The organism is Bacillus yapensis, from assembly GCF_005280205.1.
In the GTDB taxonomy this organism is placed as follows: Bacteria; Bacillota; Bacilli; order Bacillales; family Cytobacillaceae; genus Robertmurraya; species Robertmurraya yapensis.
On the sequence record NZ_SUND01000004.1, the window covers coordinates 247,859 to 265,383 of the forward strand.

General features: G+C 38.4%; 22 protein-coding genes and 2 riboswitches. Of the genes, 7 read left to right on the forward strand and 15 right to left on the reverse strand.

What is annotated here, in order from left to right:
- Positions 1-10: 10 nt before the first annotated feature.
- From FAR12_RS07455 to FAR12_RS07465, 3 genes are all read right to left on the reverse strand, one after another.
- Complete coding sequence (locus tag FAR12_RS07455) at positions 11-514, reverse strand: hypothetical protein (protein ID WP_126407901.1); 504 nt, start codon at positions 512-514, stop codon at positions 11-13.
- Positions 511-984, reverse strand: a complete 474-nt coding sequence (locus FAR12_RS07460) for a hypothetical protein (protein WP_126407903.1) — start codon at positions 982-984, stop codon at positions 511-513. Before FAR12_RS07460 ends, FAR12_RS07455 begins: the two co-directional genes overlap by 4 nt.
- A gap of 348 nt (positions 985-1,332) precedes the next feature.
- Positions 1,333-2,118, reverse strand: coding sequence for an SDR family oxidoreductase (locus FAR12_RS07465; RefSeq protein ID WP_126407905.1), 786 nt, complete (start codon positions 2,116-2,118; stop codon positions 1,333-1,335).
- A gap of 153 nt (positions 2,119-2,271) precedes the next feature.
- Here FAR12_RS07465 and FAR12_RS07470 point away from each other — a divergent pair, with 153 nt between their 5' ends.
- The 3 genes from FAR12_RS07470 to FAR12_RS07480 all read left to right on the forward strand — a co-directional run bounded on the left by FAR12_RS07470 (position 2,272) and on the right by FAR12_RS07480 (position 3,835).
- Entirely contained in the window at positions 2,272-2,739 is a 468-nt protein-coding gene (locus FAR12_RS07470; RefSeq protein WP_126407907.1) for an NUDIX hydrolase, read from the forward strand.
- 113 nt (positions 2,740-2,852) lie between these two features.
- On the forward strand, positions 2,853-3,545 hold the full coding sequence (locus tag FAR12_RS07475; protein WP_342772296.1) for a DinB family protein: 693 nt from the start codon (positions 2,853-2,855) through the stop codon (positions 3,543-3,545).
- A 74-nt stretch (positions 3,546-3,619) separates the two neighbouring features.
- Positions 3,620-3,835, forward strand: coding sequence for a DUF5316 domain-containing protein (locus tag FAR12_RS07480; RefSeq protein WP_212734382.1), 216 nt, complete (start codon positions 3,620-3,622; stop codon positions 3,833-3,835).
- A 9-nt stretch (positions 3,836-3,844) separates the two neighbouring features.
- Here FAR12_RS07480 and FAR12_RS07485 read toward each other — a convergent pair whose 3' ends face one another.
- Positions 3,845-4,384, reverse strand: a complete 540-nt coding sequence (locus FAR12_RS07485) for a DUF1697 domain-containing protein (protein WP_126407913.1) — start codon at positions 4,382-4,384, stop codon at positions 3,845-3,847.
- Between the two features lie 369 nt (positions 4,385-4,753).
- Here FAR12_RS07485 and FAR12_RS07490 point away from each other — a divergent pair, with 369 nt between their 5' ends.
- Positions 4,754-5,176 (forward strand): VOC family protein, encoded by a 423-nt coding sequence (locus FAR12_RS07490; RefSeq protein ID WP_126407915.1) that lies wholly within the window; start codon positions 4,754-4,756, stop codon positions 5,174-5,176.
- A gap of 142 nt (positions 5,177-5,318) precedes the next feature.
- Here FAR12_RS07490 and FAR12_RS07495 read toward each other — a convergent pair whose 3' ends face one another.
- The 7 genes from FAR12_RS07495 to FAR12_RS07525 all read right to left on the reverse strand — a co-directional run bounded on the left by FAR12_RS07495 (position 5,319) and on the right by FAR12_RS07525 (position 12,775).
- Positions 5,319-6,338: an ABC transporter permease gene (locus tag FAR12_RS07495; protein ID WP_246010327.1), complete on the reverse strand. Its 1,020-nt coding sequence runs from the start codon at positions 6,336-6,338 to the stop codon at positions 5,319-5,321.
- A complete protein-coding gene (locus tag FAR12_RS07500) occupies positions 6,335-7,831 on the reverse strand; it encodes a sugar ABC transporter ATP-binding protein (RefSeq protein ID WP_246010328.1) in 1,497 nt (498 codons plus the stop codon). The genes FAR12_RS07495 and FAR12_RS07500 overlap by 4 nt, the downstream gene beginning before the upstream one ends.
- Positions 7,832-7,910: 79 nt before the next feature.
- On the reverse strand, positions 7,911-8,906 hold the full coding sequence (locus tag FAR12_RS07505; protein WP_126407921.1) for an ABC transporter substrate-binding protein: 996 nt from the start codon (positions 8,904-8,906) through the stop codon (positions 7,911-7,913).
- Positions 8,907-8,939: 33 nt separating this feature from the next.
- Entirely contained in the window at positions 8,940-9,866 is a 927-nt protein-coding gene (locus FAR12_RS07510) for a Gfo/Idh/MocA family protein (protein WP_126407923.1), read from the reverse strand.
- A gap of 5 nt (positions 9,867-9,871) precedes the next feature.
- The gene (locus tag FAR12_RS07515) at positions 9,872-10,678 is read right to left on the reverse strand and encodes a sugar phosphate isomerase/epimerase family protein (protein WP_126407925.1); all 807 of its coding nucleotides are present in this window, start codon (positions 10,676-10,678) and stop codon (positions 9,872-9,874) included.
- An 81-nt stretch (positions 10,679-10,759) separates the two neighbouring features.
- Complete coding sequence (locus FAR12_RS07520; RefSeq protein WP_126407927.1) at positions 10,760-11,770, reverse strand: Gfo/Idh/MocA family protein; 1,011 nt, start codon at positions 11,768-11,770, stop codon at positions 10,760-10,762.
- 15 nt (positions 11,771-11,785) lie between these two features.
- On the reverse strand, positions 11,786-12,775 hold the full coding sequence (locus tag FAR12_RS07525) for a LacI family DNA-binding transcriptional regulator (protein WP_126407929.1): 990 nt from the start codon (positions 12,773-12,775) through the stop codon (positions 11,786-11,788).
- A gap of 172 nt (positions 12,776-12,947) precedes the next feature.
- On the opposite strand from FAR12_RS07525, the gene FAR12_RS07530 reads away from it, so the two are divergent.
- The gene (locus FAR12_RS07530) at positions 12,948-13,916 is read left to right on the forward strand and encodes a sugar phosphate isomerase/epimerase family protein (RefSeq protein WP_126407930.1); all 969 of its coding nucleotides are present in this window, start codon (positions 12,948-12,950) and stop codon (positions 13,914-13,916) included.
- A gap of 126 nt (positions 13,917-14,042) precedes the next feature.
- Here FAR12_RS07530 and FAR12_RS23940 read toward each other — a convergent pair whose 3' ends face one another.
- Together FAR12_RS23940 and FAR12_RS07535 are read right to left on the reverse strand one after the other, a co-directional pair.
- Positions 14,043-14,165 (reverse strand): hypothetical protein, encoded by a 123-nt coding sequence (locus FAR12_RS23940; protein ID WP_281275645.1) that lies wholly within the window; start codon positions 14,163-14,165, stop codon positions 14,043-14,045.
- A gap of 166 nt (positions 14,166-14,331) precedes the next feature.
- Positions 14,332-14,865, reverse strand: coding sequence for a VUT family protein (locus FAR12_RS07535; RefSeq protein ID WP_126407932.1), 534 nt, complete (start codon positions 14,863-14,865; stop codon positions 14,332-14,334).
- A gap of 96 nt (positions 14,866-14,961) precedes the next feature.
- Positions 14,962-15,004: riboswitch (PreQ1 riboswitch) on the reverse strand.
- Positions 15,005-15,138: 134 nt separating this feature from the next.
- A riboswitch (PreQ1 riboswitch) is annotated at positions 15,139-15,185 on the forward strand.
- A 56-nt stretch (positions 15,186-15,241) separates the two neighbouring features.
- Between FAR12_RS07535 and queF the strand changes: the two genes are divergently transcribed.
- Together queF and FAR12_RS07545 are read left to right on the forward strand one after the other, a co-directional pair.
- Complete coding sequence (gene queF, locus FAR12_RS07540; protein WP_126407934.1) at positions 15,242-15,742, forward strand: preQ(1) synthase; 501 nt, start codon at positions 15,242-15,244, stop codon at positions 15,740-15,742.
- Positions 15,743-15,850: 108 nt separating this feature from the next.
- A complete protein-coding gene (locus FAR12_RS07545; protein WP_126407936.1) occupies positions 15,851-16,681 on the forward strand; it encodes an RMD1 family protein in 831 nt (276 codons plus the stop codon).
- A gap of 37 nt (positions 16,682-16,718) precedes the next feature.
- Here FAR12_RS07545 and FAR12_RS07550 read toward each other — a convergent pair whose 3' ends face one another.
- Together FAR12_RS07550 and FAR12_RS07555 are read right to left on the reverse strand one after the other, a co-directional pair.
- Complete coding sequence (locus FAR12_RS07550; RefSeq protein ID WP_126407938.1) at positions 16,719-17,201, reverse strand: DinB family protein; 483 nt, start codon at positions 17,199-17,201, stop codon at positions 16,719-16,721.
- Positions 17,202-17,216: 15 nt separating this feature from the next.
- Entirely contained in the window at positions 17,217-17,522 is a 306-nt protein-coding gene (locus FAR12_RS07555; RefSeq protein WP_126407940.1) for an antibiotic biosynthesis monooxygenase family protein, read from the reverse strand.
- Between the last annotated feature and the right edge of the window lie 3 nt (positions 17,523-17,525).

Genomic DNA, 17,525 nt, shown 5'->3' on the forward strand with positions numbered 1-17,525 from the left:
ATTCGAATTACTAATACTCCTTCTCACCATGTCGTTCAATAACATAGTAAAGAGCTACCCAGATACTATGAACGATCAAATAGATGACGAAGGAGTAAAAGATCGTATACCCATGCTTATAGTGATAGACCCCTAAAATTGCACTTATTTTCTCAATCCCTACACTAATAAAGGTCCATATCAAAATATACAGCGGTGAATTACGAGCTTTGACTTTTAAATAGTCATACAGATAGAAGAAAAAATAACTATAGGATGAGTACATTACATGGGATAAAAAATCGGTCAATTCAAATAAGGAGGTATCATTTAAATCGTAATAACTAACTGGAATCACGCTTAACGTGTGGTCGAAGAAAAAACCGAAAAAAACGCCAGTAAGCAGATAGATAGTAGATGTTTTTTTCGTAAAACGTTTTGGGATGACTAATACTGCTAATAATCCAACCACGATTGAAATGATTACGAACCACTCGTTCCCATTAAAATGATTGTCATAGTGAATTACCTTCAAGTTTGCTTTAATCCTCCTCTGCCTAAGCGGATAAACCACCTAGAAATCAAAGTTAGAGCACCAATAAACACCGCATACATAATAAGCGCATACAAATAGTTCCAATGACGAAAGATAATCATTTCAAAATGTCGCATGAGCCAATCATCCACCAACAATAGCATTAAGATTGAAACGCCTATTCCCCATCTCCATTTGAATCTTAAAGGAGAATTAAGAATACCTGCAGCTAGAATAAGCAGGAGCGGTATGATAATAAAGCGACATATATGTAATGCTAATGATTTTTCCACATCTCTTGTGACAGGTACCCATTGTAAACTAACATCAAGTAGGGTAAATAGGGTAACGGTTTGGATTCCAATTATAAAGTATAAAAAGATCATCTCAGTAATCGTTAATCTTTTAGGCACCAAGATAAAAACAACGATAATGATCCACGCAATTAAGGCAAATATAGCAATGTACATCGCAAACACCCTTTAAATGATATAACACATACGTGTATAAAATGCCCCAAAATCCTTTGAAATATTAATAATTAAATCTTTATCTAGATATTTACTAGCTTAGCTAGATTTCTATTTCCTCATTGAAGAATTAGAAGGAAATTTTGATATTAAGTAGAAATGCTATATATGAGATTAATAAGGATGTGAGAGATATGGAATGAAAACCACAAGAAACTAAAAGAAATTATCATAAATCCTGACAAACATTCACAATCTGTACACTGCAGATGAAAAAAGCTTAAAAGGAAACCGAGCATAAGTGTTTATGCCCGGCTAAATATGTAACAATTCCTACTAATTGTTGTATTACAATAAAGATTCTGCTCCGTCGATAAAAATTTCACTCCCCGTTATGTGACTAGATTGACTAGAAGCAAGGAATAGGACCAAATCAGCCACTTGTTCTGCCTTTCCCGCGCTGTGTTCCAGTGGCTGGTTTCCTTCCGGATATACAACTGGTATTTCCACCTTTTTTAGCTTCTCTTTTTCTTTCCACGTGTTTTCACTAATATTCGTTTCAATGGCACCAGGACAAATAATATTCACTCTAATATGGTATTGAGCAAGTTCAAGGGCTGCCATTTTTCCAAAGCCCATCTGACCAATTTTGGATGTACTATACGCGGACATTCCAAAATTTTTAAATATTCGATTTCCATTGATAGAACTTGTAATAATGATGCTTCCTCCATTTGTTTTTAAATGAGGAATGGCATATTTAACGGTAAAAAAAGTACTTGTTAGATTATTAGAAATGGTCAATTCCCAATCCTTCGGTTCTAGGTCTTCAATTGGCGTTACCTCACCATTAATTCCGGCATTTGCAAATACGATATCTAATCTATCCCACTGCTTTAAAGTTTTTTGGTAACAGGCTTCAACTTCATCAGGGTGAGCAACGTTTGCTTCTAATACAAGCCCTTCGCTGCCCATTTCTTCAATTTCTGTTTTAACTTCCTCCACGTGTTCTTTGTGTAAATCGACGAGTGCAATCTTTGCACCATTTTGAGCAAGCTTAAGAGCAGCTGCCCTGCCGATCCCCGAACCGGCACCTGTTACGAATGCAACCTGATTTTCTAGTTGTTTTTTCATAAAAAACACCCTCCTTACGTAATGATAAATATTACTATTTCCATAAGGAAGGAACTTTATTTTTCACAGTTCGAAGAAAATCGAACCTTAAATAAACAGAAAGGATTTTTTTAATATTTGTCGAATTATTCCATCTAAAGGAGTTGACATTCATTGGATGTAGTATTTAATACAGACATAGCCATTTTTAATTATCGTGTGGCTGGAGTTTGGATCAAAAATGGACATGTCCTGTTACACAGGGACGTGAACGAAGAGATCTGGTCCCTCCCTGGTGGCAGAGTTAAATTAGCTGAAGATTCAACAACAAGTATAATAAGAGAGTTTCAAGAGGAGCTTGGTTTAGACATTAGAATTGAGAGATTAGCTTGGGTAGTAGAAAACTTTTTTGAATATAGGGGCAAAGATTTTCACGAAATTGGGATGTATTATCTCGTATCATCAGAGATAAATTCATTTGAATTTATCAATTCCCCTTTTTATGGCAATGAAGGTGAAAGATTGATTTATCAGTGGATACCGATTACAGAACTTCAAGAGGTAGAACTGTATCCTGAATTTTTGAGAACGGCCTTAACTAAGTTACCTCTGGCAACGGAGCATTTGATTGCAAAACAATAAGAGTTAATTGTGAAACCTATTCCTTTTTACTAGCGTATTAAAAGATATAAATAACAGTGGCGATTCTTCTTGAAGAGGAATCGTTTAATTTATGGGGGGGATGTTCTTTGGATATGATCCAACGAAGGATATGGAATGAAAACCACAAAAAAATGAAAGAAATTATTTGTAAGCCTGATAAACATTCAAAAGCTGTTCAACTATTCCTAACTCAACACTCTTTGGTACACAGTTCTTCTATCAGTACTACAAACCAGACAACACTAGAAGACTCATTATTAAGTAATTTGAAAGAAGCGATATTCAGAGAGTATCCCGTTTCAAATCCAGATACGAAAAACTCTATTGCCTGGCATTTATGGCATATTACTCGAATTGAGGATATGACGACAAATATTTTAATTGCGAATGAACAACAAGTCCTAGATACTTCCCAGTATTCAGACAGTATGAGCATTCCCTTTAAACATTCTGGCAATGATATGTCCGAAGAAGAAATTGCTTTATTGAGTTCAAATATAGATTTTGAATCACTATTGACTTACCGTAGAGCTGTTGGAATACGAACACGAGAAATTGTTTCTTCCCTAACTCCTGGAGATTTCAATTTAGACATTGACCAAAACAAGATCCAACGATTATTTAAAGAAAATGCTGTAATGGAAAAGTCGAAATGGCTAGCTGATTATTGGAGCAAAAAGAACATTGCAGGTTTACTTCTAATGCCAGCTACTAGACATAATTTTTTACATTTGAACAAATCTGTTCGAATTAAAGAAAAGCTTCTAAAACGAAGAGAAGGATGATTAAATTGAGACATTTTTTCATCGGATGTATTCTAGCTACTATCGGTTTTTTTATATCCTTACTTTTATGGGGAATGGATCAATCATATATCATACCAGGTGCCATTTGTATCATATTAATTGGCTTATCCATGATCTTTTCCGGCACTATGGTAAGCGGAGACAGTATGCGCGCTAATTATGCTACTGAATCCTCTGAAGACAGAAATAGTCGTAATAAGATGATAATGGGTATGACACTAATCGGATCTCCAAACCTTATTTTAGCTATTATTATATATATCATCTAATATATACACTTAGAGTTTGCTCATCAATTCATAGATCTTCCGAGCCGTGTTGACATTTCTCACTGTCACATGCTTATATACTTTTGTACCAATTATCTTTGACACCCCACTCTTGGTCACATTTTTCTTTTCAACCGACCAAAGAATTGCTCCAGGCACATATTTTACTGTGTCAATATTCGGTTTAATGGTCAGGTTCTCCAGTACAGATTCCTCGTCTATATCGTCCCATAAAAAAAGAACATCACTTTTCATCTCATTATCATTTTTCCATGTAGCTGGGATGGCACTAATTATTCTTTTAATGTCATCAAAACTACGGACAACTACTCTAATATTCAAACCGAAATCCTTATGTATTGCTTCCTCCAAAATGTCTGACAACTCATTTTTTGACTGACTCTTGCTTGAAAAAATAATATTCCCTGTATTAATATAAGTCACCACATCCTCCATTCCTGCTTGTTCGAATGATTGTTTAAGCTTCTTCATATCAATCTTGTTTTTTCCACCAACATTAATTCCGCGAAGTAACGCGATATATATCATAACCAACTTCCTTTCATTTGTCTGACTAATATATAATTTCACCAAAAACTGTGCTAATCCTCCCTATCAAGATAACAATTAAATTGCACTTGAAATCTGAAAAAAGTAAAGAAATTCTTCGAGCTTATTCAACATATGTCCTTCTTAAAAAATCTGGCTTTATATACTGAATTCTTCTTTTACTTAGTAAGCGAAAGGATCTGGAAAGGAAAAATTCTTAAATTTATTTACTGGAAGGATAATTCACTCCGAATATGGTTAGGATAATTTAAGTTGGTATTTCCATTTATATGAAATGTATTATATAATAAGAATGTATGTTCCCTTTTTAGTGGATACATAACAAAAATCAAGAAGAAGGTGTGTTTAATGATTTTAGGAGTTCATCCTTATCTTAGACTGGATGGCAATGGGAAAGAAGCTGTAAAATTCTATGAAAATGCTTTGAATGCAGAAAATTTAGGAGTTCAAACTTACGGAGACATGCCGGAAAACCCTGAATTTCCTCTTCCTGAAGAGGCAAAAAGCCGTGTACTACACGCACAATTAAAAATCGGTAATACATTCCTAATGATCTCAGATACATTTCCGGGTCAACCATATCAAACAGGAGCACAAGTAGATGTTGCTGTCCTTTTCAATGATGTAGAGACATCAAAAGAAGTTTATGAGAAACTTTTAGATGGTGGAGAAGCAATCATGCCACTCCAAGAAACACCTTGGAGCCCTTCGTATGGTCAAGTCAAAGACAAGTTCGGCATCATTTGGCAACTGTCAACAGAAGTAAAATAGGCAATTCAAGGCACCTGTATAAAATGGTGCCTTGATATGTAATTATCAAGGAGAACTTCTGACCACTCAATATCTGAAGTCATACCCTGTAATACCAAATAACTAGGCCGATCCCAAATATACTGAGAACGGCCTTCCTAAATCAGGATGTTTTCTCTTTCCTCTGCAGCAACACGGCTCCAATCACAATCAATCCCTTAAATGCTTCTCGTAAAAATGGAGGCACACCGAATAAGTTTAAAAGATTATTCATGACAGCGATAATCAGCATTCCATATACTGTCCCAAGGATAAAACCTCTTCCCCCTGCCATGCTCGTTCCACCGACTACCGCTGCGGCAATGGCATCCATTTCCATTCCCCTTCCAGCATTCGAAAAGTCCATAGAACCCACACGTGAAACCTGAATGATCGCAGCAATCGATACAAGAAGACCCATTAGTGCATATACCCTTAACTTCACTTTATTCACATTCACACCTGATAGCTTTGCTGCTCTTTCATTTGAACCGACCGCAATTATTTGTCTTCCAAATGTGGTTCGCTTCGAAACATAGTAGAGAATATAAGCAATGACAGCCCAATAAATGATAGGCATAATCATGTAATTGCCAAACCTAAAGCTTGCAATCTCTAAAAATTCCATTGGCACCTTTGGATTGTAGCCTTGCATAAAGTGCTGGGTTACACTTCGAAAGATAAGCATCGCTCCCAATGTGACAATAAACGGAGGTACATTTCCTTTCGTAATTGTAACCCCAATGAGCGCGCCTAATAGATAGCCCAAAATCAATACGATGATAATTGTTAAGATAAACGCAGGAATTCCTGTCATCCCAAGCATACCTAGAATACCTTTTGTGCCTGTATCGAGAAGAATCATCGTAAAAGCACCAGTGGCAACCAAAGTCGAGCCGACTGCTAAGTCAATACCACCAGTCATAATGACAAAGGTCATCCCTAACGCAATAATGCCAATCCCCGCATTATTTCGCAAAATGTTAATCCAATTGTTTGTCCAAGATTCAAACCAACTACCGAAAGAATCATAATCAAAGCCCAACACAAATGTCTGTAAAATAATCATTATGATGAGTGCAATCGCCGTGCTGAAAAGTGGCTCGTTCTTCCATTTCGTTTTGAACCACGTCAAAAATTTCAATGGATCTCCCTCCCTTCCTTCGTCAATACACCACCAGTTGCGAGATTCATAATGGTGTGCTCATTCATCAGTTCTCCTGCCATTTCCCCTTGAATGACGCCATGATACATGACAATCGCCCGGTCACACAGTCGAATGATTTCCTGTGCTTCACTTGATAAAACCACAATCGCAATATCTTCATCTGCCAGCTTCAATATAATATCGTAAATATCCTCTTTAGCCCCTACATCTACCCCTTGAGTCGGATTATCTAAGATGAGTAGTTTTGGGTTGGCAGCTAACCATTTTGCTAAAACTACCTTTTGTTGATTTCCACCAGAAAGACTGGTGATTCGATCCGTATGCTTATCCATCTTGATCCTTAGAGACTTTCTTTGCTCTTCATAGACCGCCTCATGTTTTCGGGAATTAATAACACCGCGTTTTGAGAATCTCGACCATGTGACAATCGAGGCATTCTCAATAATATTCAGATCTTTAATAATCCCATTCTCTTTTCGGTTCCGTGGCAGATAGGCAATTCCCTCTACGATGGCCTGGGTAGTACTCCTAATCTTCACTTGATCTCCATTCAAAAAGATTTTCCCTGAAGTAACAGGTTCCGCTCCAAATATCGCTTGAAAAAGTTCACTCCGACCATCTCCGAGAAGTCCTGTCACACCGACAATTTCTCCTGCACGAATCGAGAAGCTAATATCTCTAAATCTTGAATTGGAACTGAGGTCTTCTACCCTTATGATTTCTTCTCCTAAGTGCTTCTCTCTTCGTAAAGACTCTGTTCGCACATCGTATCCAACCATAAAACGTGCTAAATCATTCGTTGTAACTACATTCACGTTTCCCTCTGCCACTAAGCTCCCATCCCTAAGGACAACGTATCTGTCACAAACCTCTAGCACTTCGTTTAATTTATGAGAAATAAAAATAATCCCTACATTTTCATCTTTTAGCTTCTTCATCATCTCAAACACTCTAGCTGTTTCCTGCTCAGTTAAAGAGGTTGTCGGTTCATCCATGATGATAATAGAAGCATTGGTCATCATTGCCCGGCAGATCTCGACGATTTGCTTATAAGATGCATCCAACTCCCGAACCATCCTTTTCGGATCGAGCTCTACATTCATTCTCTTAAACATCTGCTCCGTTTCTTCTACCATTCCATTAAGATTCAAGCTTCCTCTTTTGGTTTTCTTCTCTCTGCCAAGAAACATATTTTCATAGATCGGTAAATCATTGATTAAATTCAATTCCTGATGGATGAAAGCAATACCCGCTTTCTGAGAATCGGCAGGAACATTGAATTCAACCAGTTCCCCATCTACAGAAATCGAACCTGAATCTTGCTTGAACACCCCACCCAGGATATTCATCAATGTAGACTTACCAGCCCCATTTTCACCAAGTAAGGCACATATTTCTCCACCTTTGATTGTAAAGGAAACATCTTTTAACACGTGATTGCTTCCAAAGGATTTTACAATGTTCTTCATATCAACAAGCATGCCATCACTTCCACTTCGTAATGGTAGAAAGAGAGGCTACAGCTGCGCCATACCCTCTCTTCTATTCTTAATAAGGCGAACCTTCATCAAGGAATTCTTCATAATTCTCTCTGTCTACAATCGTAGTCGGGATAATTGTGACCTCATCTACTGTCTCTCCATTAAGAACCTTCAATGCTACATCAACAGCATCTTTAACCATCGCAGGGCTATACAGGGCTGATTGAATCCAAATATCCTCATTTTCAGGCATCATGTTAAAATACTCCTGCATTCCGCCGCCACCTGTAACTACTTTAATATCTGTTCTACCCGCTTCTCTAATCGCCTGTAAAACTCCGATAGACGTTTCATCATCCATTGAATAAACGGCATCAATTTTATCGTTACTTGTTAAAATATCAGCAAAATCCTTCAAGCCATCCTCTCGTGTGAACTGAGTAGCGTATGTGATTAAATTCATGTTTGGAGCGATTTCTTCAATCGTTTCTACAAAGCCTTTCTTCCTTAGCTCAGAAACGGATCCAGACGAAGGTACCTCAAGAATGACGACATTCCCTTCTGTTCCAATCTTGTCAACAATGTAGTTGGCGCCCTGAATCCCCATGTCCTCGTTGTCACCTGAAACACGGTACACACCATCAGCATTAATGGCTATATCAAAGTTGACTACCTTGACACCTTCATCTAATGCCCTTTGAATTGGCACCTCCATCCCTTCCCATTGCGGAAAGGCAACAATGGCTTCTGCCCCCCATGTCATTAAATCATCTAGTTGTGATGTCATTTCCTCTGCATTGGTGCTTGTTTGAATTTGGTACTCAATCTCATCTCCTAATTCTTTAGCCCGTGCTTCTGCATGATAGGCCACTGCTGCTACCCAACCATGTGTCACAGCTGGTGCAAGAATCCCAATCTTATGCTTTTCTGTATCTGTCTCGTTTTCCGTCGGTGTAGCTGGTTCTTCTTCTGGCTCTTCATTCGTCGCCGAATTATTACATGCCGCTAAAAACGGTATGAAAACCAACACGAGCAACACGAACAACTTCCAACTCTTCTTCATTACAAATACCCCCTTTAGATATAAGCGCTTTCACTAAATACGGACTACCCTGCCTGTTTCCAAAGATTGCTGAATTGCCTCTAGTATTCGAAGTGTATATAAAACATCCTCTAGCAGAATTACATTATTCTCTTCATCCGCTTCTAAGCAATGGATAAAATAAGCTAGCTCATTCTCGAACGGCTCTTTTTTCTCTATCTCGATTGAGCTCTTTTTACCAGTATCATAACGAAAAAATTGGTTCGAGCTGATGCTTTCAATGTTTTCACCGGCCACTACGTTCAGCTCAATTGTGCTTTCTCTCGATTGTGCACGAAAGGCAAAGGTAAATGGATATTCTCCCGTCATCCTATGAGACCCTTCAACAAAGGCTTTGCTGCCATTTTTAAAAGAGAGGGTCGACATCACATGATCCCAGGCCCCAAACTGATTTTTACTACCCACTGCAAAAACAGACTCTACCTCACCAAATACATAGGAAAGGAAATCGATGTCGTGAATATGCAAGTCGAATAAAGCGCCACCGCTTTTTTCAGGATATTGAAACCATGTACTCCATTTTGGCAACTGCCCCAATCGCTTTGCATGGACGATGTCGAATTTTTCTTTTTTGCTATAAAGCTTAATCTGTTCGTATTCGGGCCAGAAACGAAGCACATGCCCCACAAATAATCTCACATTATTTTGCTGAACAGCATCAATAATCCTTGCTGCTGATTCAGTTGTTAAAGTTAAAGGTTTTTCGCAAATAATATGTTTTCCAGCATGTGCAGCTTTGATGATGTACTCTTCATGTAAAAATGTAGGTAGACATATATCGATCACATCCACTTTTTTTCGTAATAATTCATCAAATTCATTCGATTCAATAGCTGTTACATGCACATTCTCCATTTTTTGATACGCTTGTAAGTGTGTCATTCCCATGAACCCCATACCTACTATCGCAATGTTCTTCATTCCACTCACCCTATAATTCTCGAAAGATAGGCATAAGATTTTTTCACACTTTCGTTTACTTCCTCAAGACCAGATGGCCCTGCAGGGGTAAATTCAATCTCCACACTTATTGGCCCTTTATAGTCGTTTTTTTGAAGTGTAGTAAAAACTCTAGTGAAATCGATATGCCCCTCACCAATTGCTGGGAAATTCCATTCATGATTAGCTCCCAACTTATCCTTCAGGTGAATGAATTCTACAGCATCGATGGAAGCCTCTAAATCCTCGTAAGGAAATACATTTCCGTAAAACATCACATTGGCCGTGTCATAATTGATCTTCACTCGATTCGAGAGGGACTGGACAAGTTTTTTCAGAGATGTTCCTGTGGCAAAATTATTGCCATGTGTTTCAAGAACCAGTACTTTCTGATGCTGCTCACATTTTTCAAGAATCGGTTGTAGATTCTTCATTAAAATGTTTTCATCCTCAATGACGTCTGTATCGTTATGGGCATCTCCTGTTGCTGTAATAAGATATGGACAATTGAATTCCACTGCGAGGTCAACACTTCTCAATAGATTTTCAATTCCTTCCTTTTTCATCACATTACTGTGGGCTCCAACCCCAACACAGACCATGTTGTTTTCTTCCAACAGAAGCTTGATATCGTGAATTTCCTTTGCTGACATTTCGGGTAACACATGTGGGGTGTGATCCTTTACAGCGGCAAGTTCAATCTGTGTGAAACCTGCTTCACTTGCTCCTTTTACACAATCCTCTAATGAAAAACCATGGTACGTATTCGAATTAATTGCAAGCTGGTGTAACATCCCAACCCTCCCATCGTTATTGGATTACACACGGATTGATGCCTATTAAAGCATATGTAATCCGTTACATTGTATGTCAGATTATTTTTCAGCTAAGATTTTCTCGATGACACGAAGACTTGCCACAGCTTGTTGCCCAGTCACCGGCGGCTCCTTATCATGAATGATGCAATCGATAAATGCATCGATCACGCCCGATTTCGTTTGGCTATCATTCGTTTGAATCGCTTCTAATTCGTATTTGATTACTTCCCCATCTTTTTTCTCAACAATTAATTGATTCGTAGGATGTTGATAGATTTTGAGAATACCTTTTTGACAATAGATGGTTGTTGAGTTGTCTTCGGCACCATAATACGTCCATGAGAAAGAAGCGGTCCCAATTCGACCCTTTTTCGTTTTCAAGGCACAAACAACATTGTCACAAACCTCAATTGGCATACCATTTTCATCAATTTTATCCAGGGCTCCGGTAAAAGCGTGCACCTCGTCAATTTCGTCATCCAATAAGAAATGAATCAAATCAATTTTATGAATGCCCAAATCTCCTGCCACCCCAGAATGGGAGCGTCCCTTTTTAAAAAACCAAGTCGCATTTGACTTGTCTACACTCCAGCTTTCAGGACCCTGATGACCAAAATTCGTTTTAAAGGTTAACACTTCTCCTAATTCTTTCTTTTCAATGATTTCCTTCGCTTTTTGATGAGCTTTCGTAAAACGTTGATTGTGATCGACCATTAACTTTTTCCCAGATGCTGCTTGTGCCTCAAGGATTTCCTCAGCAAATTGAACGTTAATCGCCAAAGGCTTTTCACAGAGAACATGTTTGCCGTGTAACAATGCCTGTGTTGTATTGATATGATGTGCTTCATTCGATGAGCAATCACTAATGGCAATTATGCTGGAATCGTTTAATAATTCTTCAACTGTTTCTACCACTCGGCCCCCAAATTCTCTGGCAAGATCCTTCGCTCTTCCCAAGCTTTTATCATAAAAAACAATCTCATCAACATGTCGATTTGCCTTATACTCAGGTGCATGCCGAAATCTTGAGATGGAACCACATCCAATGATACCAACAGAAATGCCCATATTTACTCCCTCCTTTTAACCCATAGTCGATTCACGAATAATTAATTCATGCTCCAGGACTATGCTTTCTACTTGCTTATTTTGAATCTGATTGATTAACATTGTGGCAGCCGTAGCCCCCATTTTGTACATTGGCTGAGCAATAGTTGTTAAGGTAGGATTGGACATATTGGAAAAGCTAATATTATCAAAACCGACCACCGCTATATCCTCTGGTGCTTTTAAGCCACTAGCATTGATTTCCTTTAGAGCCCCAATGGCTAACGTATCCGACACCGCAAAAACAGCTGTCGGTTTTTCCACTGTTCGTAGGAGCATTCTCATTGCCTGAACACCATCATGAAAATTCAATTCATTCGTGTTGTAGATGAATGCATCTGTAATGGGAAGTCCAAACTCCATTAACGCTTTTTCGTAGCCTCTTCTTCTTTGGCGAGCGTAGAGGAACCGTTCATCTGAATTGATTAGGGCTACTTTTTTCTTCCCCAAAATAATTAAATGCTTTACAGCCTGATAAGCTGCTCGTTCGTTATCAATCGTGACATATGGGATGCTTCCGTCTTCCATATATTCGCTGCACAGGATTACTGAATGATGTTCTGCTAACTCGGTTAATTTCTGCCGATTAATCGTCGGGTCCATCGAAATAATGCCATCTGCCAGCTTGTTTTTTACCATGTTGAAAAAAATATTTTCCCTCCGTGAATCTGAATTCGTTTCACATAGAAGGATATTGTAACGATGTTTGATCGCTGTCGTTTGAATGCCATTAATGATTTCTGTGTAAAAAGGGTTTGAGATACTCGGAATCAATACGAGTAAGAGACGACTTTCCGAGTTTCGAAGATTGCGCCCCAGCATACTTGGCTCATAATTAAGTTCTCTTATGGCATTCTCAACTTTCACCCTAGTTTTTGGGGTAACGGATGGATGGTGATTAAGTACTCTTGATACGGTTGCTACAGAAACTCCTGCTTTTTTTGCGACCTCTTGTATATTTGCCATGCTATAACCCACTTTCCATACCATATATATGCGATTGTTTGTAATCGATTACAAATTTGTTCAGTTCTGGCATACTAAACTTATTCGAACATACATATAAACTGTTATTATATGATAGTTTCATTTTTTAAAATTATGCTATGTAATGCATTACATTAAGGAGGTAAGTTTCATGAAGCTAGGAGTTTTTACAGTGTTATACGCAGACAAAGCATTTGATGAGATGTTGCAAACTGTTTCAGCAAAAGGCATTAAGGCCGTTGAATTAGGAACGGGAGGTTATCCTGGAGATGCCCATTGTAAGCTTGATGAATTATTAGGGGATGAAAAGAAACAACAGGAGTTTCTCGAAAAGGTTGCGAGCTATGGGCTAACCATCAGTGCATTAAGCTGTCATGCCAATCCCCTGCACCCACAGAAGAAGATTGCAGAAGAAGCAGATATACTTTTTACGAAAACGGTCCAGCTCGCAAATCAGCTCGGTGTTCCAGTCGTCAATACTTTCTCAGGCTGTCCCGGTGATCATGAAAATGCTTTATATCCAAATTGGCCGGTTGCTCCATGGCCGAACGATTTTCAAGAAATTTTGAAATGGCAATGGGAAGAAAAAATTATTCCCTATTGGAAGGAAAAAGCTTTGTTCGCTGAGGAGCATCATGTCAAAATTGGGCTTGAATTGCACGGCGGTTTTTCCGTACACACACCCGCTACCCTTTTACGATTAAGAGAAGCATGCGGTGAGTCAATTGGTGCAAATTTAGACCCAAGTCATTTATGGTGGCAAGGAATTGACCCAGTTGAGGCGATTAAGATTTTGGGACGTGAAAAAGCGATCCACCACTTCCATGCGAAAGATACCATTATTGATCAACCAAATATGAACCGAAATGGGTTAACGGACATGACTTCTTACGCTGATATGCAAAAACGTGCATGGTATTTCCGTACTGTTGGCTATGGTCACGACGCAAAATTTTGGGCTGACATCATCAGTACCCTTCGTCTGTATGGTTATGATTATGTAGTCAGCATTGAGCACGAGGACGGATTGATGTCGATTGATGAAGGATTGAGCAAAGCAGCAGGAAATCTTTTACCAATTTTGATGAAAGATTCTGTTGGGGCTATGTGGTGGACATAATTAAATATTATGTTAACTAATGTCGATAATTGAAGAGAAATGACTTTTTAGAAAACTGAGTAATGATTTTGTCGGTCAACCACGGGCTGAATCACTCCATCTTGACGTGTAAACACAATTTGTCGGTCAGCTCATGCCTGATTCAACTCCATCTTGGCGTACAAACACTTTTTGTCGGTCAACTCTGGCTCCATTCATCTCATCTTGGCGTACAAACACTTTTTGTCGGTCAGCTCTGGCTCCATTCACTCCATCTTGGCGTGCAAACTCAATTTGTCGGTCAACTCAAATCTGATTCAAGCCATCGTGGCGTGCAAATCGAATATACCAATCCACTCGCGTCTTACACTGTCACCCAACAAAAAAGGGTTATCCTAAAAGGCACTTAACCTGCCTCCTAAGATAACCCTCTGAATTAATTTGTCTTCGCCTTAAACATGGACTGAACCGGATTCAACATTGCTGCGCCGATTCCTTGGATAATTGTTTTTACGATAACCTGCCCTAAGATTGCGTATGGAACAGCTTCCCATGGAAGGAATCCTGCGCCTAGTGGACTTAAACCAATGATTACAAAGATAACAGAATCTAGTAATCCACCAACAATCCCACTGTATAATACCTTCAAATTCATCGGTAAATTTAAACGTGAATAGATTTCCGTATCTGTTGTCTCAGCAATCAAGAACGAAATCGCAGACGCTGTTACAATTAATAGCGTATCCCCAAGAATGTATGACACAATAGCAGATAACACTAATGCGATCGCAATGAATAAATACGTCTTCTTACGTCCGTATTGGTTCTGAACTAAGTCGCGGAAAATAAAAGTTAACCCGACTAATAATGTTCCCATTGGCACAATAAAAACGCCTAATTGCATTGGTGCAAATGCTGCCGTGACAACATTCGCTGCCACAATTGAAATTAAATAAAGTAGTACCCTCATAATTGACACCTCTTGTATGTTTTTTTGGTCAATATATAAAGTCCTAACAAATCTCTTATAAATAGAAAAAAACAGTCCGCTAAGAAAGCACAACTGTATTTCTTAGTTTTTTAGAGAGGGTAGCTAGAACCTCTACCGTTTGCATCAAACGGATTTTATGAAATTGACTTGAAAATCATAACACATTATTTTTTTGCTGAAAACCCCCTTTTTTCCAACAAAATAATAATTGACGATTCACTCTCGTTTCTATAATATATGAAGAGGAAATTATCATAAGAGGTTCATAGCTTATACCCTCTATAAAAAACTATGGAACATTGACTATTCGCCATGTCCATAAAGGATGTGGCTTTTTTATTTGAGGAGGATTATTATGTCAGGTCGTAAAACTGAAGAAGGTTTAAAGGATTTAACTTTATTAGGAAACCAAAATACAAAATACTCATTTGATTATGCTCCAGAAGTGTTGGAGTCTGTAGATAATCTACATTCTGATCGCGATTACTTCGTAAAGTTCAACTGTCCAGAATTTACGAGTCTTTGCCCAATCACTGCTCAGCCTGATTTTGCAACGATGTATATCTCATACATTCCGAATAAAAAAATCGTAGAAAGCAAGTCGTTAAAGCTCTATCTATTTAGCTTCCGAAACCACGGAGATTTCCATGAGGATTGCGTGAATATCATTATGAATGACTTGATTAAGCTTCTTGACCCTCGCTATATCGAGGTTTGGGGCAAATTCACTCCACGTGGTGGAATCTCAATAGACCCATGGTGCAACTACGGAAAGCCAGGCACTAAATTTGAAGAAATGGCAATGCACCGCTTAATGAACCATGATCTAAACCCTGAAAAAATTGATAATCGTTAAACCAGAAGGAAGTCTTGTTTTTCAAGACTTCTTTCCTGTTTTAGCATGTTCGTGCTCGTGTTAGAATATTATTGAGATAGAACAAATAAGCGGAAAAGAGTGAAATATATGAACCCCATTTCCTTCAAAGCTTTTGCTATCACGAACGAGATCAATTTGAATAAAATCGCAACTCATTGTCGTATCCGCAAGAAATTCACGTGGGAAGAACCACTGATTCTGAAAGGTGAAATTTTGCAGTCAATCCTGAAAAAGGAAATCTCTAACTCTGAACAAGTGCTCGTTTTCTCCTTTGGAAGTATTGTTTTTATTAATATCACAAACAAAGAAGAAATGAACACCTTTTTCAAGTATGTCCGCTCTTTTGAACCTGAAATTAATCTTTCGCAAGTGGACCGCTATTCAGACGATTACAGCCTACATATTAACAACGATGTCGAAAGTGAATTGACCGACGAATATGTCGTCGTTCCTGAATTTGAAGACTATCACCCTGAGCTCATTTCAACTGTACTTGCAAAGTCAGTAGCACTGGAGAAAACTGAAGAACAGCTTGAGAATATTCATGATCGACTAGAAACGATGATTGACCGTCTGGAAAAAGGGAAACTACGGATTGGCAATAAGGAATTAGCAAGAACGATGGCAAAGATTATCCGTCATCAATATAATACAATTTCGTATATTATGATTTTAGACAAGCCCGATATTACATGGACGATCAATACTGCCAATGAATTTTACGATAGTATGCTTGAATTTTTTGAGCTATCCGACCGCTACAAAATTCTCAAGGATAAAACGGAAATTCTGTACAATATTATGGGTGGCTTTTCCAATATTAGCCATTCGATTCGAGGCCTTTTTGTCGAATGGATTATCGTCATCCTCATTCTCTTTGAAATTGTTTTGACATTGATTGAGAAGATTTGGGGGTAAAAATATGAGGCATGAACGACGAGTTCATGCCCCTTTTTCAAATATGTCTTGGAGCAATAAGGTCCGTATCCGGAGGGATATAACCAAGCTGTCTTCCGATTTTTACAATCTGTCCTTTATGATGAAACTCGTGAGTGATGGTATGTGTGAAAAGCCATAATGCTGTGAACTCTACACGACTACCGTTTTCAAAAGTAACTGGAACATTCTGTTCCCATTTGCCATTAAACTCACGAAGAAATTCATGAACCAGTTCATCCGTTTTGCTATACACTTCGCACATCTCTTGTACATTATTAATGGAATCTGGTCTGATTGCTCTCAGGGATTTCCCGAGGGCACGAGTCCCTAACCATACTCGATAACAATCTGCTACATGCGCATGCAGACTAAGGATCGAATCTCCACCAAAGGAATCAAGCTCCTTCACATAATCTTCCGGTGACATAGTTTCACAATATCGAAATAATAATTCCCTTGTTTTTTGGATCCAGGTATATTGATTGATAAATAAATCCAACTTCTCACTCTCCTTTTAAAGGATTTCATTTAGACTAATTTTTTCAAAATGTTCAACTGTTGGGAATGGTTCATAAAAGTGGTGCAATAGAGCTTTCCAATGGAGATACTCAGGAGATTGTCTAAAACCGACTGTGTGGTCTTCTAGCCTCTCCCATTGAACAAGCAGCAAGTATTTCCCCTCTACTTCCATACACTTTTGCAATTCGTGAGAAATATATCCTTTCATAGATGCGATAATCGTACATGCTTTACGAAAGGACTCCTCAAATTCTAGTTCCATCCCTCTTTTAACCTGAAGAAAAGCGGCTTCTAGTATCATTCG